Below are 26,923 nucleotides of genomic sequence, written 5' to 3'. Positions count from 1 at the left end.
TGCGGTTCACACTAAGGGTGGCAGTCCCAGCTCCTTCAGGAACGTATTGTGTTTGTCCCGCTCCGCCTGAATTGTTTTTTCCAGTTCTATCAGCTCGTCATTGACCATCTTTAAGTCAATCTCTGTCTCTGCACTTGTCGTGCTGATGTAGCGAGAAATATTCAGGTTGTAGCCGTTCTTTTCGATCTCCCCCATCTCCACGCGGCGAGCATAGCGAGGCTCCTCTTTGCGGAACTGGTAGGTCTCGATGATCTTGGCAATGTTCTCATCGGTCAGTTGGTTTTGGCGCTTACCTTTGACGAAGTGTTCAGCCGCGTTGATGAACAGCACGTCGTCTGGTTGCTTGCACTTCTTCAGCACGAGAATGCACACCGGGATGCCTGTTGAATAAAACAGGTTGGATGGCAAACCGATCACGGTGTCGATGTGGCCGTCTTTTAGCAGTTTGGTGCGTATGCGCTCTTCAGCACCACCACGAAACAGCACACCGTGGGGCAGGATGATGGCCATCACCCCTTCATCTTTCAAAAAGTGAAAGCCATGCAGCAAAAAGGCAAAATCGGCAGCCGATTTTGGGGCTAAACCGTGGTTTTTGAAGCGCACGTCATCCGCCATAGCTTCTGCCGGGTCCCAGCGATAGCTGAAGGGCGGATTAGCTACTATGGCATCGAATGTGGGTTTTTTGGCGGGATTTAGCTCGCGCAGGATGTCCCAGTCGTTGCTTAAGGTGTCGCCGTGGTAAATCTCGAACTCGGTGTCCTTCACCCCGTGCAGCAGCATGTTCATGCGGGCCAAGTTGTAGGTGGTGATGTTCTTTTCTTGGCCGTAAATCTTGCCAATGCCATGTGGCCCCATGCGCTTGCGCACGTTTAATAGCAGCGAGCCTGAGCCGCAGGCGAAGTCCAACACGCTATCCAGATGTTTCTTGGTGCCGGTTTTGGGGTCTTGGCTGTCGAGGGTAGCGATGGCAGAGAGGATGTTGGACATGTGCTGCGGCGTATAGAACTCGCCCGCTTTCTTACCCGAGCCTGCGGCAAACTGGCCAATAAGGTATTCGTAAGCATCGCCTAGTGCATCTATGTCTTTGGAAAAGTCGGCCAGCCCTTCGGCGATTTTCTGGATGACTGTGCAGAGCTTAGCGTTGCGGTCAGCATAGGTTTTGCCGAGCTTGTCGGAGCCGAGGTTGATCTCGGAGAAAAGCCCTTGGAAGGTGCTCTCAAAGGACTCAGTTTCGATGTATTTAAAGCCCGCTTGCAGCGTCGTGAGCAATTCACCGTGCTGGGTGCGAGCCATGTTGGCAATGCTGTTCCACAGGTGGGGCGGCTGGATGACGTAATGCACCTTACGACGCATTTGTCTTTCAAACTCCGGGATATCATCCAGGTTGTTGGCATACCAAATAGCCAGCGGAACTCGGCCTTCTTCGCCTTCTTCGCCTTCAGCGCTGGGATAATCTTTGCCTAACTCCTTTTTGGCTGCTGCCTCGTAGTTGTCCGACAGATAACGCAGGAATAGGAAGGACAGCATGTAGTCACGGAAATCATCTGCATTCATCGCCCCACGCAATTGGTCGGCGATGGTCCAGAGGGTATTACCCAGTTGTTTTTGGTTGTGTTCGGTCATGATGTTCTGTCGTCCGGTTCAGCGGGTAGGGGCTCACTGTTGAGTCCGCCGATCAAGCGCTTCGCGCGCTCTATCCCCGCAATCAATTCTTCTTGGGTGGGCAAAATGAGCTGGTATTCGGGCCAATTGGCGAATGCGCTCATGCCCGGACCGCCCCGAGTTGTTTCGAGACTCGCTGTCCAAAAACCTCGGGCAAGGTGAACTCGTAGCGGTGCAGGAAGGCATCCAGAATTTGCCTGAACAGCCGCTTGTTGTCGTCTACCATCTCACTGGGCTGGTATATATCGTACTTGCCATGGCTCAGCAGGTTCAGCGCTCGGGCAAACAGGTCGGCATCGTCCAGGCCGTGAATGCAGGCAGAAAAGTCGTCACGCCCGAAGAATGTGGCAGTCTTCTCCAAAATGCTGCGCAGCATGTTGAAATGGTAGGTGTAGAGTGTGCCGCTGCCTGCGGCCTTTTGCAGCTCGGCCAGCATGGATACATGGTGGAAGAACGGCGTGTCGTCCGTGGCTCGCAAGGTGTAGGTGCTACCTTGCTCGGGGCGCTGCAGGAGGTATTTTCTATGCTTGTCAGTCTTCAGTTCATTGCACACCACGTTGTAGAACAGCGCGTGGTGTGAAGACACCACCGCCTTGATTGGGGCTGCCACCTGCCGGGGTGCTACTTCGGGCGCGTCGAGGTCGTTGTTACCTGCAACGGTAGGTTCAGCACGGGTACGGCCGTTGGCCTTGCGCAGCAATCGGGCCAGATCGCTGGCCACCGCAATTGCGTTGTTGTCGTCCAGCGATGTGATGGGGTCGTCAATGTAGAGGTAGTCCACCCATTGATAAGACTCGGCCCCATCGATCACTCGTTCACAGATTGCCATGAACACGCACCAGATGAAGATGTTCTCCTCGCCCCGTGACACCTTAATATGCCGGGGCGCGGCGTCATCTTCGCCCTTGTAGAAGCTGACAGTCCAGCTGTCGTAGTCGACATCGAACCCAAACTCGGCATAGCGCCGCAGGTAGTGAGCGATGCGCTCATCCAGAGCCAGATCTTTCAGGCCTCGGAAAAACTTCGAGTCGTTGTTGATGTGAAGTCGCCGTTCGCGGTCGTTTTCTAGGTCGTTGTCCCAACGGAACAAGTCTTCGGTGAAAGCGTTGAAGTACAGGGTGTCGGGCCGGCCCTTGTTCTTGCGTTTACCCGCGTCTTTGAATTCCATCGTCAGGCGCGTTTTTCCCGTGCCGTTGTAGGCGTAAAGCAGTACAAAGTCCTGGCCACCACCGTTCAGATCATCCCGCAGGCGGGTGACCAGTCCACGCAGGCTGGTATAACGGTGAATCTTTGCCTTCTCGCTCATGCTCCAACTACCTCCGCTTTGGGGGAAAGCTGCTGCATCAATCCTTTTTGTGAGTTTTGAGGACTGCGAGTTTTTGGGTCTGTGCGGTGATTAGGGCGTCGAGGCTGGTGAGGCACGAAGCAATGCGTTGTTGTTCGGGGAGGGACGGCAGTGGCAGGTCTACTTTAACAAGATCCGACTTCTTTACGTGAACAAACGAGGCTTTGAATCCATGTGCCTGTTTCGCGATGTCTTCTTCAACCCTCGCAAGGGCCAGTAACGAGAACGTCAATGTAATCTGCTGCTCATCCATTAGAACCTTGAAGATATGCTGGTTCAAGACACCAGACGGACCGTTCCACACACGAGCGCCGAAAGACGAACCCAGCGTTCCAGACCAGGCAAAGAGCAAATCCCCTGATTCAACACGGTTTCGTTCTAGCACTGGAGCCTGGGAGTAATTGAACTCAGCGGACGGATCGTTCAGATTCTGAATGCGGATTATTGGAGTTCCACTTGGTTTCCAATCCTCCGGCTTGAAGGCGCAACCGTTAATGAGGCGAAACATATCGCCAATTGTTCGAACATCCCACGCCCCGGCGTGTCGGAACTCTGGGAAGCGGAGGCGGGGTTGGGTTTCGCCTTCGCGGGGGAAAAGTTGCTGCATCAGCCCTTTTTTATGGGTTTTGAGCGCTTCTACTTTGCGGCCTTGCGCGGCAATCTGTGCGTCCAGCGAACTCAGGCAGTCGGCGATTTTTTGTTGTTCAGTTAGCGAAGGAAGTAATGTTTGCCACTCGCAAAGTTTGCTGAAGTACAACCTGGTTCTTGTACCGCCTGCTTTATGGGAAAGGGCAAACTGTTTGAAATCAAAACCCTCGTTTAGTTTGGTCAGAAGAAAATATGGGCTAAGGTTTTTCGTTCTGAATACAGGGTATTCTTTACTTACTGCGATCTCGCTACCTGTCTCGTTGATATTAAATTTGAAGAGGCCGTCATCGCTCATGTGTCGATAAACAAAGCACCCAGCCGGCACAACGCCATATGCATTGTTGTTTTGTAGAACTCGTCCGTCGAAGTATTTGTCTTGTCGCTTCAGTCCGTCCCTTGTGGAGCTGTAAACGGGCAATTTAGTATCGGAAGGTACTCTTCCAGAGCAGTCCACCAAATAGGCGGCCAAGGGTTTTTTTACCCACTCCTCCGAACCCTGGAACTCCGGAAACCGCAGTTTTGGAACCCGCGTTTGCTTGTTATCTTCCATCGCGTTGTTTACTTCTTTCTTACTGCTCATACGCGCTCAGTCCTGAAATCTCACGGCCTTGGGCACGTTTGCTAAGGAGGGGGTATAGGTCTTCCATCAGTGCCAGTTCGGCCTGGGCGCGGGCTTTCCAGCCCAAATCGAGCGGGGCCATCAGGTCGCTGAGTTGTTCGCCGTCGAAGATCATGCGTTGCAAAATGCCGTCCACAAAATCCTGCAAGGAGGCTGTGGTTAGGTGGTGCTTGCCGGCGATGGAGGCGAGTTCGGTGGCGTCTTTGTGTTGCTTGAAGCGGCTATAGCCGTCACGAATCGCGGTTTCGCTCAGGCCCTCGCCGGCCTTGAGAGTGGCGATATAGGCGGCAATGTCTTCGCGCTCGTTCATAAACTTGGCGTCGGCCTGGATCAAGCCTATCAGCTGATCGCGACTCATCTTCTGCTTGCTCGGCTCTTGCTGAGAGAAGCGCGACATCAGCCCCACGATGTAGTCGTAGTCAATCACGCTAGAGGCGAAAAGCACGAACTCGAAATCGAGCTGGTCCACGGCTGCGCTCTCGCCGCCTTCGCCCTTGCCATTCTTGTCTTGCTGGGCCTTGAGGCGTTGGGCCGTTTCCAGATAGGCGCCGCGAAAGCCCAGCAGGCTTTCCTTGGGCAGAATCTGTTCGATGGCGGCGGCGTTGTCGGCGGTGAGGTCGGTGTATTGGTCGAGTTGGGTTTTCAGGCGTTGCACTTCCTTGAAGTGGCCGATAAACGCCGCGCGGGCATCGTCGCCTTTCAGGTTGTGCACGGCCTCCGGAGCGCAGGCCACACCTTGGGATTGCATAAAATCATCCAACTTATGCACGGCGGCCTGGAGTTTTTCAATCACCACCGGGGCTTTGTCCACCAGCCAGATTTCACAAGCCTGTTGGCCGGTTTGTTCGCCGGAGAAGCGCGTAATGGCGATATCGACCGCATCTTGCTGCTGGCGGAAATCCAGAATGTTGCCGTAGGGCTTTGTGCTGTTCAGTATGCGGTTGGTACGCGAAAAGGCCTGGATCAAACCGTGGTACTTGAGGTTTTTATCCACATACAGGGTGTTCAGATACTTGGAGTCGAAGCCGGTCAGCAACATGTCGACCACGATGGTGATGTCGATTTTCTGCGTGTGCGGGTGGTCGGCATTGGGCCACTGCTGGTCTTTAATGCGCTTTTGCACGTCCTGGTAGTAGAGGTCGAACTCGCCGATGCCGTAGTTGCTGCCGTAACGGCTGTTGTATTCGGCCAGAATTGCTTTGAGCGCCGCTTTCTTGCCCTCTGGATCTTCTTCGTTGTCCTGCTTTTCTTTCGGCAGGTCCTCCTGAATTTGTTTGACGTCCGCATTTCCTTCGGCAGGCGGCGAGAACACGCAGGCGATATTCAGCGGAGGGTAGTCCGGGTCGGCCAGTTGTTTGGCCTGTTGCAGTTCGGCAAACAGGCGGTGGTATTCGATGGCGTCGTTGATGCTGCTTGTAGCCAGGATGGCATTGAAACGACGCTGGGCTGTGGCAATGTCGTGCTTGGCGAGGATGGCCTCGACCACGGCGCGCTTGGCTAAACCTTCCCCTGGTCTGGGTTTTTTTTGCCTTCTGGTTTGAAGTAGTCGATATGGAAGCGCAGAACGTTGGCGTCTTCAATCGCGTGGGTAATGGTGTAAGCGTGCAACCGCTTCTGAAATAACTCATCCGTGGTTTGGTAAGACGCTTGCTGGTCTTCCACTTTAATCCGTGAGGCGTTCTCTCCGAAAATGGGCGTGCCGGTAAAGCCAAAGAGTTGGGCTTTGGGGAAGAATTCTTTGATGGCTTTGTGGTTCTCACCAAACTGCGAGCGGTGGCATTCGTCAAAGATAAATACAATGCGTTTTTCGCGCAGTGGAGCCAGCAGTTCTTTGTAGGTGAGCTGGTCGTTGCGTTTGCGCTGCTTGTTGCGTTTACTGGTTTCATCCAAAGCGAGGCCGAGCTTTTGGATGGTGGTGACGATTACTTTGTCGGCGTAGTCCTCGGACAGCAGTCGACGCACCAGCGCCGCGGTGTTGGTGTTTTCTTCAACGCACCCCTCCTGGAACCTGTTGAATTCCTCACGGGTCTGGCGATCCAAGTCCTTGCGGTCCACCACAAATAGACATTTCTCGATCTCTGGGTTGTCCTTGAGCAAGGTGGATGCCTTGAAGGATGTGAGAGTTTTGCCGCTGCCGGTGGTGTGCCAGATGTAGCCGTTGCCGCAGTTCTGTTCGATACAGTCGACAATGGCTTTGACTGCATAGACCTGATACGGGCGCATTATCAGGAGCTTTTGCTCGCTGGCAATCAACACCATGTAGCGGCTGATTGTCTGGCCAAGCGTGCATTTGCCGAGGAAGGTCTCGGCGAAGAGGTCAAGGTAGGTGATCTTTTTGTTCGTCTCGTCAGCGAACTGATAGATGGGCAGGTAGCGCTCATCGGCGTTGAACGAGAAGTGACGGGCGTTATTGTTGGCAAAGTAATAGGTGTTGTCGCGGTTGCTGACGATGAACATCTGCAGGAAGCAAAGCAAGGTTTTGGTGTAGCCGTTGCCGGGGTCGTTTTTGTATTCGACGATTTGCTCCATGGCGCGGCGCGGATTAACACCAAGCGTTTTCAGCTCTACTTGAACGCACGGCACACCATTTATGAGGATGAGCACATCGAAACGGTGGTGGCTGTTGTCGGTGTTGATTCGCAGCTGATTGACCACCTCGAACGTATTTTTGCACCAGTCTTTGATATTGACCAGTGTGTAGTTCAGCGGGGTGCCGTCTTCGCGGGTGAAGGCGTTACGCTCGCGCAGGGTACGCGCTGCAGCAAACACATCAGGGGTAACGAGCTCGTCGAGCAGGCGAGCAAATTCGCCATCAGTGAGACGAACGCGGTTAAGGGCCTCGAATTTCTCGCGAAAGTTGTGCTCTAACGAGGTACGGTCATTGATGTCAGGGCGATAGGTGTATTTGAGCTCGACTAGTTTGTCGATAAAGCCCTGTTCGATTTTTTGCTCACTCATTGAGGGTGCTCTGCGCTCTTCGTGTGCCTGATAGTAGAACATGACTATTCTGAGTCTCCACAGATCAACTGAAGAAGAACCTTCGGTTGCGGTGGGGGGACGTGGAAGAGAAATGGATTTAGTCGAAGGCCAACGTCTGCTTTAGGTCGATAGCTGCCTCTCACGCAGGGTTGTATCGATAGGGTTTTATTCGACCCAAATAGGACGGCCCCGATTGGCTTTGACGTAGACAAGCCGCTTGATAATGATCTATCACGCGCGTACGCGCGCGTACCGGTCTCAAAACTATCAAATCTCCGTCTATAAAGGCTTTCAAAATTCACAAATTCTTTCGGAGCGCCTGTTGAAACACTTCATTGGTTCTGGAATCTAACCACTCAAGTTCCAGTTTCTCCTCGCAGGACGCAAGAAGTCATACAGATGCTCCAAAGGATTGTGGTTGCTCCTATCAACGCTGAGCGTCTGCTTCTGGTTGATCGAAGCTGGCTGTTGCCAAAAAAAGAGGCAATAGATAGGCGGCTGACCAGAGCTTGGGTGTGGGTCAAAGTGTGGGTCAAACAGCAATTTTTTCATCCGACCCTTCTACCACGTGCCTTTCAGGCATTAAAAAGCCGGCTTGTGGCCGGCTTCTCGGGGACTGGCTTGGTTCATTTTTGGTAAACCGCGCCAGCCTTCAAAACGTACACCCGGATCTTGCGTCCGGCTGTGGGACTTGGCGAGATAGTGATCTGCCTTGTCGGTGCGATCAGAGCCGCGGGGCGGGTGATGCGCAAATGTGGGGCGCAGCATACTGATTTTTTTGGGGAATTCCCAGTGTGGTGTGCGGATTAGAGCGACTGCTGCAGTAGAAACTCGGGATTTGTACCGCTTTTCGGGGCCTCATCGCGAGCAGGCTCACTCCTACAGGGGGAGGTGCTAGTCGTCAGATCAGAGAAACGGCACCACCGGTCTGCGTTTGCTCAGGGTCGACCACCAGAACACCCAGCCCAATATGTGAATTCTCTGTTCCTCAATCTGTGCCGGCCGGAAGATTTCGTCGGGGTATTCGGCGCTGTTGTGGCTGCGCAGGCGCAGGCCGTTGCCGGGCATGCGGTGCAGGTATTTGATGCGCAGCATGCCGTCGTGTTCGATGGCGTAGATTTCGCCGTCGACGACTTGGGTCAGGCCGCGGTCGATGGCGACGACGGAACCGTCTTCGATACGCTCGGCCATGCTGTTGCCGATCATGTGCGCGCAAATGGCGTCGGAGTGGCGGATGTCCAGTTGATCGAGGTGGGCACGCAGCAGGCGGATCGATTGGTCCGGGTCCTGGATGACGTGGGTTTTGCCGGAGCCGTTGTTGAGCGACGTTTCTTTGAAGAACGCCAGATTGATGTCGTTGGGGTCGATGACGGTGTAGACGCCGCAGATGGCCTGAGCGTCGAAGGTATCGCCGTTGCTGGCCGGCGTGTTCAGGCTCGGCGACTCTTTGATGCCTTCGCCGGTTTTCAGCCATTCGCTGTTGACGGACAGCAGGCGTGAGACTTCTTCCATGCGATACGCCGGGACGCCCCGGGTGTACCAGTTGTGGACATTTTGGGCTTCCGTGCCCCAGAACTTTGCGAAATCCGTGGTCGAGATGTTCGCTGCTCCCAGGAGTGCCCTGAATCTTGGACCGCTAGTGTTCTTTCTCATAAACACGGAGTCTACGGCCGTGCCAGAGCGGTTTGAATAAACCGGGCGTTCAAAAACGAGCTGAATTTTGCGACCGGATGTAAGACGCTCTTGTGGGAAATTACACAGATTAAAACTTTTCTGTAGTCCGTCATAAACACACTGTTTAAGACGGCTTTTACCGAGCATAAAAAACCCCGGATCAACCGGGGTTTTCTTCAGGCGTTACGCGAGTCGCAGATGCTTAGCCTTTATAGGCAGCAACCGACTTCATGATCTCGGTGCGAGCGGCTTCTGAGTCGCCCCAACCTTCGATCTTCACCCATTTGCCTTTTTCGAGGTCTTTGTAGTTCGCGAAGAAGTGCTCGATCTGCTGGATCAGCAGCGGTGGCAGGTCGCTGCACTCTTTCACGTCGACGTACAGCTGGGACAGCTTGTCGTGTGGGACTGCGATGACTTTGGCATCGCCGCCGCCATCGTCGGTCATGTGCAGGATGCCGATTGGGCGGGCGCGGATGACCGAACCTGGAGCAACCGGGTAAGGGGTCACAACCAGCACGTCGAGGGGATCACCGTCGTCAGCCAGGGTGTTAGGGATGAAACCGTAGTTGGCCGGGTAGAACATCGGGGTGGCCATGAAACGGTCAACGAACAGGCAATCGCTGTCTTTGTCGATTTCGTATTTGATCGGCGCGTGGTTGGCCGGAATCTCGATCGCGACGTAGATGTCGTTCGGCAGGTCTTTGCCAGCCGGAATCTTGCTGTAGCTCATTGGGCGGTGCCCCCGTTAGTTGACCAAAAACACTTGGCCGGATTGACCAAAAAGTGGCGGCGATTATAGGCATATTCTGCCGTCGACGCCATGTACCAGAGGTCGTAGAGACCTTAGTCGTGTGCCTGATAGACCGGGTCATGCGCCTGAAGTTGCCGCAACCTGTCCAAAGGATCCTGCCGATAGAAAAGCTTCAACTGCTCGTAGACCTGTGGATAAGCCTCGTGCAGCAAATCCGGGGCGCTGAAGAAGTATTCGCTGGTGACGGCGAAGAACTCCGCCGGGTTCTCGGCGGCGTAGGGGTCGATGACGGTTTCGATGCCTGGATTGCGGTCAAGTTGCCGGTTCAGGTCGTCGTAGGCGTGTTGCATGACCTTGGCCCAGTCGCTGACGCGCATGTCCGGGTGCAGTGGCGGCAGGCCGTTGGCGTCACCGTGGAGCATGTCGAGTTTGTGCGCCAGTTCGTGGATCACCAGGTTATAGCCTTCCCAGCCGCCGCTGGCCATGACGCCAGGCCAGGCGAGAATGATCGGGCCTTGCTGCCAGGCTTCGCCGCTGTGTTCGCCATTCCATTCGTGTTCGACGCCGCTGGCATCGCGATGGCGCTGGGGGCTGAGGAAGTCGTCGGGGTAGAGGACGATTTCATGGAAGCCCTGATACCAGTTCAAGTCGCCGAGGTTTAGCAGGGGCAATTGCGCTTGAGCGGCGAGCAACAGGCGTTGCTCTTGATGAAGTTCGACGCCAGGGAGGGTGGTCAGGTGTTTTTCATCGAGGAACAGCACGCTGGCTTCACGCAACCACTGGTCTTCGGCGGCGCTGAGGCCGTCAAGGAAGCTCAAGTGATGGCGCACCCGTTGCCACATGTCGTCGGCAATCGGGTGTTTGGCCAGGGTGCGCTGGCGCCGCCAGGCGCTCAGGGACCACATGGACGGTCAGCGGGTTTCGGCTTTGGAGCTCGAACCGCCGAAGCGGCTGCGCACGATGCCGATGATCATCGGTACCAGCGACAGCAGGATGATGCCCACGACCAGCAGCGACAGGTTTTTCTTGATGAACGGTACGTTGCCGAAGAAGTAACCGAGGGTCACCAGGCCGCCGACCCAGAAAATCGTGCCCAGTACGCTGAAGCCGAAGAATCGCGGGTAAGGCATCTTCGCCACACCGGCGACGAACGGTGCAAAGGTGCGAATGATCGGCAGGAAGCGCGCCAGGGTCACGGTTTTGCCGCCATGCTTGTCGTAGAAGTCGTGAGTCTGTTGCAGATAGTCGCGACGGAAGATTTTCGAGTTCGGGTTGCTGAAGAGCTTTTCGCCTGCCGTTCGTCCGATCACATAGTTGGTGCTATCGCCGAGGATCGCCGCCAGCATCAGCAGGCCGCCCAGCAACACCGGGTCCATGCCGCCGCCGGCCGCCACGGCGCCAGCGATGAAGAGCAGGGAGTCGCCCGGCAGGAATGGCATTACCACCAGGCCGGTTTCGCAGAAGATCACCAGGAACAGAATCGCGTAAATCCATGGACCGTAATTGGTTACCAGCATGTCGAGGTACACATCGAGATGCAGGATAAGGTCGATCGGGTTGAAATCCATGGATGGCACCTGTGGTGATGGTCCGACTCAGCAGACCTGTGCGGATGACTTCGTGTAAGGCTACAAGCGGGTGTAGTTTTTCTTACAAGCCGGGAAGCTCGGGATTATACGGGGGGGAAAGTGAAAAGCGCGTCGAGATTGTAGCGGGGGATGTCGGGGTGTGAATATTTGTCAGGGACGCAGGAGTGTTGGGTAAGGCGAAAAGATCGCAGCCTTCGGCAGCCCCTACAGGCTGCGATCTTTTGATCTTAGAGCTCGTCGCTAATCGGCAACACGTAGTTCTTGAATTCGGTGTCTTCCTTGAACCCGATCGACTCGTAGGTCTTCTGCGCCACTTCATTATTGCTGCTGGTGGAAACACGCATCCGCACGGCATTGGTTTCCTTGGCCATTTTCTTCGCGGTGCGAATCAGGTTGTCGGCAACCAGTTGGCGGCGCGCGTCTTCGGCGACGTAGATGTCGTTGAGGATCCACACGCGTTTGAGCGATAGCGATGAAAAGCTCGGATACAACTGACAGAAACCCATCAGTTTGGCGTTGTCGTCATCGGACAAGGCCAGGTAGATCACCGATTCCTTGCGACGCAGGCGTTTTTCGAGGAACGCACGGGACGAGTCCGGATACGGAAGGGAGCCATAAAACTCACGATATTTGACGAACAGCGGAGTCAGGAGGTCCAGGTGTTCGAGGGTCGCTTGAATAATCCGCATTGATTGGTCTCGTCTTCAAGTGGCTGTCTTCACGTGCTCTGACGGCAATTTGCTACTCGGGCAGCCGTGTTTCGATCCTGCCTGAAAGTGCAGCAGAAACGCAATGCGGAAACGGTTCAGGCATCCGGCGGACTGAGTAGGAAATTTCCCTTCATGTCCGCACCAGCGTCCGACTCCAGCGTCTGAACCTGGGCTTCGTCCTTCAGATTGACCCCTGACAACTGCCGCCGACAGGCTTCGCGCATCAAATACAGCAAGCGGTGTGCCGCCATGCCGTAACTGAGGCCTTCGAGCCGCACGTTGGAGATGCAGTTGCGGTAGGCATCCGTGAGGCCGACCTTAGGATTGTAGGTGAAATATAAACCCAGGCTATCAGGCGAGCTGAGTCCCGGACGTTCACCGATCAGGATCACCACCATTTTCGCGCCCAGCAGTTCACCGACCTCGTCAGCCACGGCCACTCGGCCCTGTTCCACCAGAATCACCGGTGACACGGACCAACCATCCGCTGCGGCCTGTTCTTCCATGCGCGTCAGAAAGGGCACGGTATGGCGATGAACGGCCAATGCCGACAAGCCATCGGCGACCACAATCACCAAATCCACGCCGCCGGGGTGGGCCGAGGCATAGTCACGTAAGGTCTGCGCCGATTCATCGCTCAACTTGCGCCCCAGGTCAGGGCGCTGCAAATAACTGTTCCGGTCTGTGGCCGCGCTATGCAGCAGCACACTCTCCCGGCCGCGTTCGGCCAGTTGCGCCCCCAGCCCTGCATGGTCAAACGGCAAATGCACCGCGTCCCGCGCCTGGGCGTGGGCGTACTGGAAATCCAGCTGTGCGCTGGTCGGCATGCTGGTGCCGGTGCGGCCCAGGGCAATGCGCGCCGGGGTCAGGCGACGCAGTTCCAGCCAAGGGTTCTGTGGATCGACGGGTGGTTTATCCATATCAACACTCATCCCAATTGCGCCAAGGCCTGGCGGAAGGCCGGCGGCAGGTTGTTACCGAAGTGAACCTTGCCGTCGGCCTGGGTGAAGATGCCCATTTTCGCCAGCCACTGTTCAAACTCTGGCGCCGGTTTCAAACCCAGGGTTTGCCGGGCGTAAAGGGCGTCGTGGAACGAAGTGGTCTGGTAGTTGAGCATGATGTCGTCGGAGCCGGGGATGCCCATGATGAAGTTGATCCCGGCCACGCCCAGCAGGGTCAGCAGGGTGTCCATGTCGTCCTGGTCGGCTTCGGCATGGTTGGTGTAGCAAATGTCGCAACCCATCGGCACGCCCAATAGCTTGCCGCAGAAGTGGTCTTCGAGGCCGGCGCGGATGATCTGTTTGCCGTTGTAGAGGTATTCCGGGCCGATAAATCCTACGACGGTGTTCACCAGAAACGGCTTGAAATGGCGCGCCACGGCGTAGGCTCGAGTCTCGCAGGTCTGTTGATCGATGCCGTGGTGGGCGTTGGCTGACAGGGCGCTGCCCTGGCCGGTTTCGAAATACATCAGGTTTTGCCCGAGGGTGCCGCGATTCAGGCTCAAACCGGCGTCGTAGCCTTCCTGCAATACGTTCAGGTTGATGCCGAAACTGGCGTTGGCCGCTTCGGTGCCGGCGATCGACTGGAACACCAGGTCCAGCGGCACCCCACGGTTCACCGCCTCGATGGAGGTAGTGACGTGGGTCAGCACGCAAGCCTGAGTCGGAATGTCGTAGCGCTGGATGATCGCGTCGAGCATTTCCAGCATGGCGCAGATCGAGGCGATGCTGTCGGTGGCCGGGTTGATGCCGATCATCGCGTCGCCGTTGCCGTACAGCAAACCGTCGAGAATGCTCGCGGCGATCCCGGCCGGTTCGTCAGTCGGGTGATTGGGTTGCAGGCGTGTAGACAAGCGGCCACGCAAGCCCATCGTGCCGCGGAACTGGGTGACTACGCGGATTTTTTGCGCCACCAGCACCAGGTCCTGTACGCGCATGATCTTCGACACGGCGGCGGCCATTTCCGGGGTCAGGCCGGGAGCCAGGGCGCGCAGGCTCAGCTCGTCGGCGGCGTCGCTCAGCAGCCAGTCGCGAAAGCCACCGACGGTCAGGTGGCTGACCACGGCAAAAGCTTGTTTATCGTGGGTGTCGATGATCAGTCGGGTGACTTCATCGGCCTCGTAAGGAATCAGTACTTCCTGTAGGAAGTGGCTCAGCGGAATGTCAGCCAGGGCCATTTGCGCGGCCACACGCTCGCCATCATTGAGCGCGGCAACGCCGGCCAGAAAGTCCCCGGAGCGCGCCGGGCTGGCCTTGGCCATGACTTCCTTGAGGCTCTCGAAGCGATAAGTCTGGGCGCCGACGGAATGGGCAAATGCGGCCATGGGACGGGGTCCTCCTGAATCTGTGGATAACTCAAAAACACCACCGAACTCCTGTGGGAGCGGCGGTGCGACGATTCGACTTGCTCGCGAAAGCGGTGGCTCAGTCGACATCAATGGTGCATGTCAGACCGCCTTCGCGAGCAAGCCCGCTCCCACATTGGATCTCGGTGCACTTCGATGTGGCAGGCGCCGGGCACTAAGCCCGGCGCCGGTGCAACTCAGTTACCTGTGAGCATAGCGTCCGCCGGTGCGTCGGAGCGCTGCTTGGCGGTCAGTTGGAAATACAGGTAACCGGCGGCCATGAAACCAAGGAAAACCAGGCCAATCACCGTGTTGAACCACGCCATCGCCACCAAGCAAACCACCGCCAGGAACAGCGCAATCCCCGGCACGATCGGGTAGCCCGGCGCGCGGAAGGTGCGTTCCAGGTTCGGCTCGGTTTTACGCAGTTTGAACAGGCTCAGCATACTGATGATGTACATCACGATGGCGCCGAATACCGACATGGTGATCATCGCTGCCGTCAGGGTCATGCCTTGTAGATTGACCAGGCCGTCGCTGTAGATAGCGGCGATGCCGATGACGCCGCCGGCCAGGATCGCCCGGTGCGGAGTCTGGAAGCGCGAGAGTTTGGCCAGGCCTTTAGGCAGGTAACCGGCCCGGGCCAGGGCGAAGAACTGCCGCGAGTAGCCGAGGATGATCCCGTGGAAACTCGCCACCAGACCGAACAGACCGATCCAGACCAGCATGTGCATCCAGCTCGAATTGTTACCAACCACGGCTTTCATCGCCTGAGGCAGTGGGTCGTTGATGTTCGCCAGTTGACGCCAATCGCCTACGCCGCCCGCCATTACCATCACGCCGATGGCCAGGAACACCAGGGTCAGAATGCCGCTGACGTAGGCCTTGGGAATCGTCCGTTTCGGGTCTTTGGCTTCCTCGGCCGCCATGGCCGCGCCTTCAATGGCGAGGAAAAACCAGATCGCAAAGGGGATCGCCGCAAAGATGCCGGGGATCGAGGCGATGGTGAATTCGTTGGAGCCCGACCAGCCGTTGAGCACGAAATTGCTGAAGCTGAAGCCTGGCGCGACCACGCCCATGAACACCAGCAGTTCGGCAACCGCGAGCACGGTGACCACCAGTTCAAACGTCGCGGCAATGCTGACGCCGAGAATGTTCAGGCCCATGAACACGAAATAGGCGCCAACCGCCGCAATTTTCGGGTCCAGATCCGGGTATTGCACGTTGAGATAAGCGCCGATGGCCATGGCAATCGCCGGCGGCGCAAAGACGAACTCGATCAGGGTGGCGATGCCGGCGATCAATCCGCCTTTCTCACCAAACGCCCGCCGGCTGTAGGCAAACGGCCCGCCAGCGTGGGGAATTGCGGTGGTCAGTTCGGTGAAGCTGAAGATGAAGCAGGTGTACATCGTCGCCACCATCAACGCGGTGACGAGAAAACCCAAGGTGCCTGCGGTGCCCCAGCCGTAACTCCAGCCGAAGTACTCGCCGGAAATCACCAGGCCGACGGCAATGCCCCATAAGTGCAGGGTGCCGAGTGTGGGTTTGAGCTGTGTCGTCGAAGTCATAAGTCCTCTCTATTTTTTATTGTTTGATCTGTTGGACTTTCGGGTGTGGCAGTTTGGGTTGATCAACGCTGTTCACGCAGCGGCAGTCTTGGTGCAAAACCTGAATGACGGGTACGCAAGGGCCGTGCCAGAGCGGCCAGACCTTGGGTTGGTGGTGTCATTGGGGGCGCCTTCGCTGGCAAGCCATGCTCCTACAAGTCCTGCGTAATCCTGTAGGAGCAAAGCTTGCTCGCGAACGCCGTTACACGATCAAAAGTCGAACTTAGAAGAAGCCCAACGGATTGATGTCGTAGCTCACCAGCAGGTTTTTGGTCTGCTGATAGTGATCGAGCATCATTTTGTGGGTTTCACGGCCGACGCCGGACTTTTTGTAACCACCGAACGCGGCATGCGCCGGGTACAGGTGATAGCAGTTGGTCCACACACGACCGGCCTTGATGGCGCGGCCCATGCGGTAGGCGCGGTTGATGTCGCGGGTCCACAGGCCGGCGCCGAGGCCGAACTCGGTGTCGTTGGCGATGGCCAGGGCTTCAGCTTCGTCCTTGAACGTGGTGATGCTCACCACCGGGCCGAAGATTTCTTCCTGGAACACGCGCATTTTGTTGGTGCCCTTGAGCAGGGTCGGCTGGATGTAATAACCGGTCGACAGGTTGCCCTCGAGTTTTTCCACCTTGCCGCCGGTCAGCAGCTCGGCGCCTTCGCCCTTGGCGATTTCCAGGTATGAAAGAATCTTGTCGAATTGCTGCTCGGACGCCTGGGCGCCGACCATGGTGTCGGTGTCCAGCGGGTCGCCGCGTTTGATTTGCAGAACTTTCTTCATCACGACGGCCATGAACTCGTCGTAGATCGACTCCTGAACCAGTGCTCGGGACGGGCAGGTGCAGACTTCGCCCTGGTTGAAGAACGCCAGTACCAGGCCTTCAGCGGCTTTTTCGATGAAGGTCGGTTCGGCTTGCATGATGTCGGCGAAGAAGATGTTCGGAGACTTGCCACCGAGCTCCACGGTGGACGGAATAATGTTTTCGGCAGCTGCGTGCATGATGTGCGAGCCAACCGGGGTCGAGCCGGTGAAGGCGATCTTGGCGATGCGCTTGCTGGTGGCCAGGGCTTCGCCGGCTTCTTTGCCGAACCCTTGCACCACGTTGAGCACGCCGGGCGGCAGCAGGTCGCCGATCAGTTCCATCAGCACGGTGATGCCCAGCGGGGTTTGCTCGGCAGGCTTGAGCACCACGCAGTTACCGGCGGCCAGGGCCGGAGCGAGTTTCCAGGCAGCCATCAGGATCGGGAAGTTCCACGGGATGATCTGCCCAACCACGCCCAGCGGTTCATGGATGTGATAAGCCACGGTGTTGCCGTCGATCTCGGCAGCGCTGCCTTCCTGGGCGCGGATGCAACCGGCGAAGTAGCGGAAGTGATCCGCCGCCAGCGGGATGTCAGCGTTGAGGGTTTCGCGAACGGCTTTGCCGTTGTCCCAGGATTCGGTGATCGCCAACAGTTCCAGGTTCTGCTCGATGCGGTCGGCAATTTTCAGCAGCACCAGCGAGCGCGCCTGGGCGGACGTGGCGCCCCAGGCATCGGCAGCGGCGTGGGCAGCGTCCAGGGCTTTATCGATGTCTTCGGCCGTGGAGCGTGGGAATTCGGCAATCGGTTGGCCATTCACTGGCGAGGTATTGGTGAAGTACTGACCTTTAACAGGCGCGACGAACTCGCCGCCGATGTAGTTACCGTATTTGCTCTTGAACGAAACGATAGCGCCTTCAGTACCGGGGTGAGCGTAACGCATGGTGATTTCTCCTTGGCTTTTGTGCTTATAAGGGAGAGCGCATGTGCGCTTGTTATAAGCGTAGAGCAAAGGTTGGGCCACTGCCTTGCAGGTCAGGCAAATCAAGGCCTTGCGCGGTTTATGTCGGACAAGCGGGCGGCGTCTGTGACGGTTTCGGTACAGCCTGGATGACAGTTTGTACCGCTTGTGGCACAGGCTGTGACTGGGTGGTCTTGCCAGCATTGCAAAGCAATGGAGGCTGGAGGATGCTGGGCCTCAAATCGCCATGCAGGTCTTCCTTGTGGCGAGGGGGTTTACCCCCGTTGGGCTGCGAAGCGGCCCCAAAACCAGCCACCTCGATTTACCTGTTACACCGCGTGCTCAGGATTTACGACTGCTGCGCAGCCGAACGGGGGCAAGCCCCCTCGCCACAGGTGCAGTGTTTGGCAGTTGCTATGCAGAAGCAGCAAACCTTTCGGGGAATAATAAGAAATGCACGACAACCATTTGAGTCGCCATGCCCAGCAAGTCCTGACCGTTACCCAGGGCAAATCGCACCTGTACGGCCCTGGCAGCGATCCGTCGATTGCCCGTTCCTGGCTGCGCTGTCTTGAGGATTATCACCTCGACCCGGCCCTGACGATTGCGCCGACGGTGCTGGAACATGGCCGGGTGCTGGAAAGCCGTGAACGCTTGCAGCAAGTGCTGCAGATTGCCGGCAACGAAATGACCAGTCTGCATCAGCAACTTTCGGGCGCCGGCCACGCGGTGCTGCTGACCGACGCCCGTGGGGTGATCCTCAATTGCGTCACTGCCCCCGCCGAACGGAAGATTTTCGAGCGCGCCGGGCTCTGGCTTGGCGCCGACTGGAGCGAAGCCTGCGAAGGCACCAACGGCATCGGCACCTGCCTGGTGGAGCGTCAGTCCCTGACCATTCACCAGGATGAACACTTTCGCGGTCGTCACACCGGCCTGACCTGCTCGGCAAGCCCGGTGTTCGACCCGCATGGCGAACTGCTGGCAGTGCTCGACGTATCTTCCGCGCGCCATGAAGTCTCGCGCCAGAGCCAGTTCCACACCATGGCGCTGGTCAATCTCTCGGCGAAGATGATCGAGAGCTGTTATTTCCTGCGTTACTTCGACAATCAATGGTTGCTGCGTTTTCACTTGCAAGCTGAGTCCGTCGGGCTGTTCAGTGAAGGGCTGTTGGCGTTCGATGGCGAAGGGCGGATCAGTGCGGTCAACCAGAGTGCGTTGAACTTGCTCGGGCACATACGCGGCGGATTGCTGGGTAAACCGGTGGAAGCGTTTTTCGATTGCTCGCTGGATGAGTTGCTCGGCCGCGCGAGCGTGAATGCCAGCGCCAGTTGGCCGTTGCGCACCCGTGACGGACGCAGTCTGTTTGCCGTGTTGCGCGGTCAGCCGCGCAGTATTCCGGTGCCGGTGGTACAGCGTCCGGTGATTGCCGAGCGTCCGCGCTTGTCCGGTATCTGCCTGGGCGATGCCGCGTTGCAAGAAGATTTCCGCAAGGCCCTGCGGGTGTTCGAACGAGACGTGCCGCTGCTGATCAACGGCGAAACCGGTTCCGGCAAGGAAGCCTTTGCCAAAGCGGTGCACCAGGCCAGCCAGCGGGCCGAAAAATCCTTTGTCGCCCTCAACTGCGCGGCCATCCCCGAAAGCCTGATCGAAAGCGAGCTGTTCGGCTATCGCGGCGGCAGCTTCACCGGTGCACGCAAGGAAGGCATGCGCGGCAAGTTGCAGCAGGCCGATGGCGGCACGTTGTTCCTTGATGAAATCGGCGACATGCCGCTGGCCTTGCAGACCCGGCTATTAAGGGTGCTGGAAGATCGCCAAGTGGTGCCGATTGGCGGTGAACCGGAGTCGGTCAACGTCAGAATTATCAGCGCTACCCACCGGAATTTGCTGGATCGGGTGCAGGACGGCAGCTTCCGCGAGGATTTGTACTACCGGCTCAATGGCCTGGAAGTGGCGTTGCCGGCGTTGCGTGAGCGCAGCGATAAATCCCAGTTGCTGGATTTCTTGCTGGCCGAAGAGGCTGGCGGGGAAACCGTGTTGATTGACCAGCCGGCGCGTCAGGCCTTGCTCGCTTTTGCTTGGCCAGGCAACGTGCGGCAGTTGCGCAATGTACTGCGCACGCTGGCGGCATTGTGTGATGGCGGGCGAGTCGGGCTGGAGGATTTGCCGGCGATGATTCGCCAGGCCCGGCCGGCGGTTGCGTTGGTGGTTGAAGAGTCGTCGGAGCATCCGCTGGAGGATGCCGAGCGGCTGGCGTTGCTCAATGCGTTGGAGCAGACGCGCTGGCATATGACGCATACGGCTGAACAGCTTGGTGTCAGCCGCAATACCCTTTATCGCAAACTGCGTAAGCACGGCATTGAGCGGCGAGTCAGTTAGAAGGCCCTCACCCTAGCCCTCTCCCACGGGGAGAGGGGACTGACCGAGTCGGTCTGATGATCTACGCCGACCTGAACTATCGAGTCGAACTCAGGATTTGAAGGCAACACAGATCGGCTCCCTCGCCCTCTGGGAGAGGGCTGGGGTGAGGGTGGCAGTCTGCAGTCGATCCGAGATGTTAAGACCCACCCACCCGGCCCAATCAGCTAAAGAGTGCGATTTTTCCTACCCTACGCTAACCTGCGGCCATGTTTTACGAGGTCGACTATGCACATTCATATTCTGGGTATCTGCGGCACTTTCATGGGTTCGATGGCGGTTCTGGCCAAAGAGCTGGGCCATCACGTGACCGGCTCCGATGCCAACGTCTATCCGCCGATGAGTACTCAGCTTGAGGCTCAGGGCATTCAGTTGACCCAAGGCTACGATCCCGCCCAACTCGATCCGGCACCGGATCTGGTGGTGATTGGCAACGCCATGTCTCGTGGCAACCCGGCCGTCGAGTACGTACTGAACAAAGGCCTGCCCTACGTTTCCGGCCCGCAATGGCTGGCGGATCACGTGCTGCAAGGTCGCTGGGTGCTGGCCGTTGCCGGCACTCACGGCAAGACCACCACCAGCAGCATGCTTGCCTGGGTACTGGAGCACGCGGGCATGAGCCCGGGTTTCCTGATCGGGGGCGTGCCGCAGAATTTCTCGGTGTCCGCTCGTTTGGGTGGTACACCGTTCTTTGTGATCGAAGCCGACGAATACGACAGCGCGTTCTTCGATAAGCGCTCCAAGTTCGTTCACTACCGCCCACGCACGGCGATCCTGAACAATCTTGAGTTCGATCACGCGGACATCTTCCCCGATCTGCCAGCCATCGAGCGGCAGTTCCACCATTTGGTGCGGACCATCCCGAGCGAAGGCCTGGTGATCCATCCGACCACCGAGCCGGCGCTGAAGCGCGTGATCGAAATGGGCTGCTGGACCCCGGTGCAAACCACCGGTGCCGGCGGTCAGTGGCAGGTCAAACTGCTGAGCGAAGACGGTTCCAAGTTTGAAGTGATGTTCGAAGGCGTCGCCCAAGGCGTGGTCGAGTGGGACATGACCGGCCAGCACAACGTCGCCAACGCCTTGGCGACCTTGGCGGCGGCCCGCCATGTCGGCGTGGTGCCGTCCATGGGCATTGCGGCGCTGAGTGCGTTCAAAAGCGTGAAGCGCCGGATGGAGAAAGTCGCGGAAGTCCGTGGTATCACCATTTACGATGACTTCGCGCACCACCCGACTGCCATTGCCACCACGCTCGATGGTCTGCGCAAACACATTGGCGATGCGCCGTTGATCGCGATCATCGAGCCGCGCTCCAACTCCATGAAGCTCGGCGCGCACCGTGACGGTTTGCCGGAAAGCGTGGTCGATGCCGATCAGGTGATCTGGTACGCACCGGCGAACCTCGGCTGGGACCTGGCGGGGACGGCGGCACTGTGCACCGTGCCATCGATTGTCAGCGACTCACTCGAAGGCATCATCGAACGTGTGAAAAGCCAGGCCCAGCCCGGCACCCACGTGGTGATCATGAGCAACGGCGGCTTCGGCGGCCTGCATGGCAAACTCGCCGAGGCGCTGCAATGAACAACGGCCCGGAGCGCATTACGCTGGCGATGACCGGTGCTTCCGGCGCCCAGTACGGCTTGCGCCTGCTTGATTGCCTGGTGCGCGAGGACCGGGAGGTGCACTTTCTGATCTCCAAGGCTGCGCAACTGGTGATGGCCACCGAGACTGACGTGACGCTGCCGCCCAAGCCGCAGACCATGCAGGCCTTCCTCACCGAGTACACCGGGGCTGCCGCCGGGCAAATCAAGGTGTACGGCAAGGAAGACTGGATGTCGCCGGTGGCCTCGGGCTCCGGTGCGCCAGCGGCGATGGTGGTGGTGCCGTGCTCGACGGGGACTTTGTCGGCTATCGCGACCGGTGCCTGCAACAACCTGATCGAGCGGGCCGCCGACGTGACCTTGAAGGAGCGCCGCCAATTGATTCTGGTGCCGCGTGAGGCGCCGTACTCGAGCATTCATCTGGAGCACATGCTCAAGTTGTCGAACATGGGCGTGACGATTATGCCGGCGTCGCCGGGTTTCTATCATCAGCCACAGACCATCGACGACCTGATCGACTTCGTCGTCGCGCGGATTCTCAATCTGTTGAACATTCCTCAGGACATGCTGCCGCGTTGGGGCGAGCATCATTTGAGCAGCGATGAATAAGCTGCTGATGGTGTTGCTGGCGTTGCAACTGACCGGTTGCGCCACCGCTCGTACCCTGAATGCCGCGCAGCCGGGTGCGCCGGTGGTGTATTCGGGGACGCGGCTGGATTTGTATGCGATGAACGGCGGTTGTTGCGCCAAGGATCGTTTCGGTGCCGAAGCCCCGAGTTATCCCAATGTCGACCTGCCGGCCAGCGCGTTGCTCGACACCTTGCTGTTGCCGTTGTCGGTGTTGACGGTGATTGGGGTTGGGTTTCAGGCGACTGGCGGATTGTAGGGGAGTGCTTTGCACTCCATTCGCGAGCAGGCTCGCTCCCACAGGGGATACGCGAAACTGTGGGAGCGAGCCTGCTCGCGAAAGCGTCCTCAAAAACGCTGGGGGTTATTTGCCGAGCTTCCTCAGCTCATCCGACTCAACCACCCGCACGCCATCCTGCTCTTCCAGCGCCAGTCGCCACATGGCGCGGGCCAGTTGGCAGGCTTCGATGCCGCGGTATTTGCCGGGAATCAATCGCGACAACGGCCCGGCGAATTGCTCGGCCAGCCGCGGTTCGAGGCGCTCACCCAGCAGTAGGGAAGGGCGGCAAATGGTCAGCTGCGGCCAGTCTTGCGCGCGCAAGGCTTGTTCCATTTCGCCTTTGACCCGATTGTAGAAAACCGAGGATTTTGGATCAGCACCCAAGGCGCTGATCACGATCAGGTGCCGGGCGCCCATTTCCCGTGCGCGCTTGGCGAACGCCACCACCATGTCCAGGTCCACCGCGCGAAACGCCTGCTCGGTGCCGGCCTGTTTGATTGTGGTGCCGAGGCAGCAGTAGGCGATGTCGACGCGACCGTTCAGTTGCGGCAGAAACACCGCCGGGTCGCCGACCGGGTTTTCCAGGTGAGGGTGCTCGGCCAGTGGCCGGCGTGACGGTGCCAGGACCCGCGTAATCGTTGGCTCATTGAGCAGGCGATCGAGCAAACGTTCGCCGGTTAGGCCAGTAGCTCCGGCAAGCAAGACATGCTGAGGCGTCAAGTACATGGTGTTTCCCCCTTGATACTATTCAGCTTAGTTGCTCTTGGCGTCCTTGCTGCTGATAGCAGCACTTTGTAATGCTTTTCGCGCTTGTTGTTTGCGCAGCAATTGCCAGTGTGCGAGCACGGTTTTCGGCGCCCAGATCTGCGGTTCAGAGGCTTCGAAATTGTCCGCCAGCTCGCGCTCGGCAACGGTGGCCTTGGCCAGTTTGAAGGCTTGCTCCAGGTCGTCGGTCTGGTTCAGCGCCTGAGCGAACAGCGCGTCGCCGAAGTAGGTAAAGTTGGCTTCTTCCGAGCAACCGAAGGACACCCGGTCAGCCCGCGAGGCCGTCATGATCAGGGTTCGTTCGTCTTTCAACGCCGGAATGAAGCCGCCGGAATAGCAGGATGAAATCACGATGATCTTGTCGCGATTCTTCAGGGGGGCGAGGACCGCAGCCAGTTCGTCGGCCGGCAGGTCGGCCAGCTCCATTCGTGGCTGGTCGAGTACCAGTTCGTGTTCGCTGGTGCCGTGGCTGGTCAGGTAGATGAACAGCAAGTCTTCCGGGCCACTGCGTTCAGCGAGGGTCTGTGCCGCTCGCCGCAGATTCTCGCGGGTGGCCATCGGCCGGTCGCCGAGGTGGTCACGGTGGTTGACCAGGCGGATCTGGCCGTAGGCGCCGAAGCGGCTGGCGAGCATGTTGGCGACGTAGTCGGATTCGCGCAGGAATACGCTCTGCTTGCCGTCGCCGCCGAGCGTCAGGCTGTACAGCTCAACCGCCGGGGTCGAGGCGGGCACGTTGGCCAGCGCTTCGTCGAGCAAGCGGCCCTGGGCCAGCAAGCCGAGCTCAAGGGTGTCGGGCAACAACTTGCCGTCGGCGTCACGGACGCGTTGGCCGTTGATCCAGGTGCCGCTGATGACGGTACCGTCGGTCAGCACCAGGGTGCCGCGACCTTGATAGCTGTCAGCGTCGAATCCACCGACGTAGAAACTGCCGTCGGCCAGGTTCAAGCGGCCCGGGCCGGTGAAGCGCCAATCGCTGAACTGGCCGATGTAATGGCTGCCGTCGGTGCCGATCAGCTCGCCTTTGCCGTTGAGCACGCCTTCCTTGAACTGACCGATCCAGACATCGCCATCGGCGTTCTCGTAGCGCCCCTTACCGTTGAGCTGGTTGTCTTTGAAGGCACCGACGTAGATATCACCGTCGGCGCTGTTGAAGGTGCCGTTGCCTTCCAGCTGGCCGTCGACAAAATGCCCGCTGAACTGATTGCCGCTGGCATCTCCACGCTGGCCTTCGCCGTTGGGCTTGCCGTGGGCGAACTGACCTTGATACGAGCTGCCGTCCTCGAGTTCGAGACGGCCGAGCCCTGAATACTGATCGGCCTTGAACTCACCGCGGTAAGTCATGCCGTTTTCTTTGAGGGTGCCTTCGCCGTCGCGCCGGCCGAGTTTGAAGCCGCCGCTGTAGCTGCTGCCATTGGTGGTCAGCGTGCCCTGGCCGTCGAAGAGCCCTTGCTGGAACTGCCCGCGATACACCTCGCCGTTGCTGCCGTGCCACTCGCCCTGGCCATGCCATTGGCCCTTGTCGAACTGGCCGGCGTACCAACTGCCGTTCGGGTAGTCGATGCGGCCCTGGCCTTGCAGCAACCCATTGACCAAGTCTCCGCGATAGCGTCCGCCATCCGGCAGTCGGGCGTCAGGGGATAGCAGCGATTCGCCATCGCCACAAGCGGTGAGCAACAGGGTCAAAGCGAGGGGTGCAAGTGAGCGCATAGCGGGATCCGGGCAGTTAGGCGACCGAGTATGCCGCAGCTATGCGACCTTATATAGCGAGGGAATAAATAGAGTCGCGAAACAGCATGAGCTGCTTCGCATCCAGAGGCTTTATACGAAACAGAGGGACAGCGGTTCGGCGATGTACGCCGGTTTGTCCGAGCCTTCTATTTCCAGTGTTGCGGTGGCCTTGAGCAGCCATTGTCCGGGTTTCTTCTCGGTGACTTCGTTCATGTCGACCTTGAGCCGTACCCGTGAATTGACTTTCACCGGCTGGATGAAGCGCACGCTGTCCAGGCCATAGTTGACCACCATTTTCACGCCTTCCGGCAGGATCAGGATGTCTTCCATCAGTTTGGGCATCAGCGACAGCGACAGGAAACCGTGGGCAATGGTGCTGCCGAATGGGGTTTTCGCGGCTTTGACCGGGTCGACGTGAATGAACTGATAATCCCCTGTGGCTTCGGCGAACAGGTTGATGCGCTCCTGATCGATGGTGAGCCATTCGGAACGTCCAAGTTCCTTGCCGACATAATCTTTGAGCTCTGCAACAGGAACATAGGGCATTGAGACTCTCCTTGGTTTCATCGGTTTTATAGTTTTGAGGTGGGGGGATTTGACCTCCCGGCTTACTACTTTAGATCAACATGACAAATTGCTCCGGTCAACTGACCATGCTTTTGGCGAATGCCGGTCTATAGCGTCGGCGTGCTTATAATGCCCGGCCCCTGCTTTGTGGGGCGAGCGTTGCGGGAGATGCTGGATGTTGTTACGTGGCCTGACCTGGCTGGTGCTGTTCCAATTGCTGGGCACAGCCATCAACCACCTGTTTTTGCCGGTGCTGCCGGGACCTATTATCGGCCTGCTGCTGTTGCTGGTGTTCCTGATTATTCGTGGCGAAGTCGGCGAGCCGCTGAACCTGGCCGCGGGCAGTTTGCTGCGTTACCTGCCGTTGCTGCTGGTGCCGCCGGCGGTGGGCGTGATGGTTTATGCCAAGGACATTGCCGCAGACTTCTGGGCCATCGCCGGCGCACTGGTGTTGTCGTTGGTGCTATCCATGGCCTTCGTCGGGGTGCTGATGCAGCGCCTGATCAAACGCCACGCCCATCGCGGAGACGGCCAATGATCCTCGATTGGCAAGGTGCACTGGATTCGGTGATTCACCATCCGCTGTTTGGCATCGGCATTACGCTGGGCGCTTATCAACTGGTGCTCGCGGCGTTCGAGAAAACCCGCTGGATCTTCCTGCAACCGGTATTGGTCTCGATGGTGCTGGTGATCGGCGTGCTGGTGGGCTGCGGCCTGACCTACGCCGAGTACCGTAAGAGCACCGAGATTCTCAGCATCCTGCTCGGCCCTGCCACGGTTGCGTTGGCGGTGCCGCTGTACTTGAACCTGCGACGGATTCGGCAGTTGTTCTGGCCGATTTTTACTACGCTGGTGATAGGTGGCGTGGTCGCCACGGGCATGGGTGTGTTGCTGGGCTGGTGGTTTGGTGCCGAACATATGATCCTGATGACCATGGCACCGAAATCCGTGACCTCGCCGATTGCGATGCTGGTGGCCGAGCAGATTGGTGGTGTCGCGGCACTGGCAGCGGTGTTCGTGTTGATTACCGGCGTGATCGGTGCGATTTTCGGCCCGAGTCTTTTGACCCGGCTCGGTGTCCATAGCCCTGAGGCTCGCGGCATGGCCCTGGGCATGACCGCCCACGCGGTCGGCACTTCGGTGGCCTTGCAGGAAAGTGAAGAATGCGGTGCCTTCGCGGCGCTGGCGATGAGTCTGATGGGCGTGGCCACGGCGGTGTTCCTGCCGTTGGCGGTGTCGATGGTGGTGTAAGG

General features: G+C 58.2%; 21 protein-coding genes and 1 pseudogene. 6 read left to right on the top strand and 16 right to left on the bottom strand.

Features of this window, described 5'->3' with window-relative positions; translation table 11 throughout:
• Positions 1–6: 6 nt before the first annotated feature.
• The 13 genes and pseudogenes from JFT87_RS01075 to exaC form a co-directional block, all read right to left on the bottom strand.
• Complete coding sequence (locus JFT87_RS01075; RefSeq protein ID WP_201198178.1) at positions 7–1,623, bottom strand: type I restriction-modification system subunit M; 1,617 nt, start codon at positions 1,621–1,623, stop codon at positions 7–9.
• A gap of 139 nt (positions 1,624–1,762) precedes the next feature.
• Positions 1,763–2,968: an anticodon nuclease gene (locus JFT87_RS01070; RefSeq protein WP_201198177.1), complete on the bottom strand. Its 1,206-nt coding sequence runs from the start codon at positions 2,966–2,968 to the stop codon at positions 1,763–1,765.
• 37 nt (positions 2,969–3,005) lie between these two features.
• On the bottom strand, positions 3,006–4,235 hold the full coding sequence (locus JFT87_RS01065; protein WP_201198176.1) for a restriction endonuclease subunit S: 1,230 nt from the start codon (positions 4,233–4,235) through the stop codon (positions 3,006–3,008).
• Positions 4,225–7,232: pseudogene (locus JFT87_RS01060) on the bottom strand (type I restriction endonuclease subunit R). Before JFT87_RS01060 ends, JFT87_RS01065 begins: the two are co-directional and overlap by 11 nt.
• 927 nt (positions 7,233–8,159) lie before the next feature.
• On the bottom strand, positions 8,160–8,906 hold the full coding sequence (locus JFT87_RS01055; RefSeq protein WP_201198175.1) for a S24 family peptidase: 747 nt from the start codon (positions 8,904–8,906) through the stop codon (positions 8,160–8,162).
• A 223-nt stretch (positions 8,907–9,129) separates the two neighbouring features.
• Entirely contained in the window at positions 9,130–9,657 is a 528-nt protein-coding gene (ppa, locus tag JFT87_RS01050) for an inorganic diphosphatase (protein WP_008153565.1), read from the bottom strand.
• A 113-nt stretch (positions 9,658–9,770) separates the two neighbouring features.
• Entirely contained in the window at positions 9,771–10,583 is an 813-nt protein-coding gene (locus tag JFT87_RS01045) for a M90 family metallopeptidase (RefSeq protein WP_201198174.1), read from the bottom strand.
• 6 nt (positions 10,584–10,589) lie between these two features.
• Positions 10,590–11,246: a DedA family protein gene (locus JFT87_RS01040; RefSeq protein ID WP_201198173.1), complete on the bottom strand. Its 657-nt coding sequence runs from the start codon at positions 11,244–11,246 to the stop codon at positions 10,590–10,592.
• 248 nt (positions 11,247–11,494) lie between these two features.
• The gene (locus JFT87_RS01035) at positions 11,495–11,956 is read right to left on the bottom strand and encodes a GNAT family N-acetyltransferase (RefSeq protein WP_201198172.1); all 462 of its coding nucleotides are present in this window, start codon (positions 11,954–11,956) and stop codon (positions 11,495–11,497) included.
• Positions 11,957–12,072: 116 nt separating this feature from the next.
• Complete coding sequence (gene eutC, locus JFT87_RS01030) at positions 12,073–12,897, bottom strand: ethanolamine ammonia-lyase subunit EutC (RefSeq protein ID WP_201198171.1); 825 nt, start codon at positions 12,895–12,897, stop codon at positions 12,073–12,075.
• An 8-nt stretch (positions 12,898–12,905) separates the two neighbouring features.
• Positions 12,906–14,300 (bottom strand): ethanolamine ammonia-lyase subunit EutB, encoded by a 1,395-nt coding sequence (locus tag JFT87_RS01025; protein WP_201198170.1) that lies wholly within the window; start codon positions 14,298–14,300, stop codon positions 12,906–12,908.
• 218 nt (positions 14,301–14,518) lie between these two features.
• Entirely contained in the window at positions 14,519–15,889 is a 1,371-nt protein-coding gene (eat, locus tag JFT87_RS01020) for an ethanolamine permease (protein ID WP_201198169.1), read from the bottom strand.
• A 262-nt stretch (positions 15,890–16,151) separates the two neighbouring features.
• Positions 16,152–17,672: an acetaldehyde dehydrogenase ExaC gene (gene exaC / locus JFT87_RS01015; RefSeq protein WP_201198168.1), complete on the bottom strand. Its 1,521-nt coding sequence runs from the start codon at positions 17,670–17,672 to the stop codon at positions 16,152–16,154.
• Positions 17,673–18,143: 471 nt separating this feature from the next.
• Between exaC and JFT87_RS01010 the strand changes: the two genes are divergently transcribed.
• The 4 genes from JFT87_RS01010 (at position 18,144) to JFT87_RS00995 (ending at position 22,589) form a co-directional block, all read left to right on the top strand.
• On the top strand, positions 18,144–20,066 hold the full coding sequence (locus JFT87_RS01010) for a sigma-54-dependent Fis family transcriptional regulator (protein ID WP_201198167.1): 1,923 nt from the start codon (positions 18,144–18,146) through the stop codon (positions 20,064–20,066).
• A gap of 267 nt (positions 20,067–20,333) precedes the next feature.
• Positions 20,334–21,683, top strand: a complete 1,350-nt coding sequence (gene mpl / locus JFT87_RS01005) for a UDP-N-acetylmuramate:L-alanyl-gamma-D-glutamyl-meso-diaminopimelate ligase (RefSeq protein WP_201198166.1) — start codon at positions 20,334–20,336, stop codon at positions 21,681–21,683.
• Entirely contained in the window at positions 21,680–22,312 is a 633-nt protein-coding gene (gene ubiX / locus JFT87_RS01000; protein WP_201198165.1) for a flavin prenyltransferase UbiX, read from the top strand. The genes mpl and ubiX overlap by 4 nt, the downstream gene beginning before the upstream one ends.
• Positions 22,305–22,589 carry a YceK/YidQ family lipoprotein gene (locus JFT87_RS00995; protein WP_201198164.1) on the top strand — a complete coding sequence of 95 codons (285 nt, stop codon included), beginning with the start codon at positions 22,305–22,307 and terminating at the stop codon, positions 22,587–22,589. Before ubiX ends, JFT87_RS00995 begins: the two co-directional genes overlap by 8 nt.
• A 105-nt stretch (positions 22,590–22,694) precedes the next feature.
• On the opposite strand, the gene JFT87_RS00990 is transcribed toward JFT87_RS00995, so the two are convergent.
• From JFT87_RS00990 to JFT87_RS00980, 3 genes are all read right to left on the bottom strand, one after another.
• A complete protein-coding gene (locus JFT87_RS00990) occupies positions 22,695–23,336 on the bottom strand; it encodes an oxidoreductase (RefSeq protein ID WP_201198163.1) in 642 nt (213 codons plus the stop codon).
• 27 nt (positions 23,337–23,363) lie between these two features.
• Positions 23,364–25,082, bottom strand: a complete 1,719-nt coding sequence (locus JFT87_RS00985) for a C13 family peptidase (protein ID WP_201198162.1) — start codon at positions 25,080–25,082, stop codon at positions 23,364–23,366.
• A 111-nt stretch (positions 25,083–25,193) separates the two neighbouring features.
• Positions 25,194–25,649: a MaoC family dehydratase gene (locus tag JFT87_RS00980; RefSeq protein ID WP_201198161.1), complete on the bottom strand. Its 456-nt coding sequence runs from the start codon at positions 25,647–25,649 to the stop codon at positions 25,194–25,196.
• Between the two features lie 196 nt (positions 25,650–25,845).
• On the opposite strand from JFT87_RS00980, the gene JFT87_RS00975 reads away from it, so the two are divergent.
• A complete protein-coding gene (locus JFT87_RS00975; RefSeq protein ID WP_201191898.1) occupies positions 25,846–26,208 on the top strand; it encodes a CidA/LrgA family protein in 363 nt (120 codons plus the stop codon).
• Positions 26,205–26,921: an LrgB family protein gene (locus JFT87_RS00970; protein WP_201191900.1), complete on the top strand. Its 717-nt coding sequence runs from the start codon at positions 26,205–26,207 to the stop codon at positions 26,919–26,921. Before JFT87_RS00975 ends, JFT87_RS00970 begins: the two co-directional genes overlap by 4 nt.
• Positions 26,922–26,923: the final 2 nt, after the last annotated feature.

Source organism: Pseudomonas sp. TH15, assembly GCF_016651105.1.
In the GTDB taxonomy this organism is placed as follows: Bacteria; Pseudomonadota; Gammaproteobacteria; order Pseudomonadales; family Pseudomonadaceae; genus Aquipseudomonas.
This window is presented reverse-complemented; position numbering and strand designations above follow the sequence as displayed.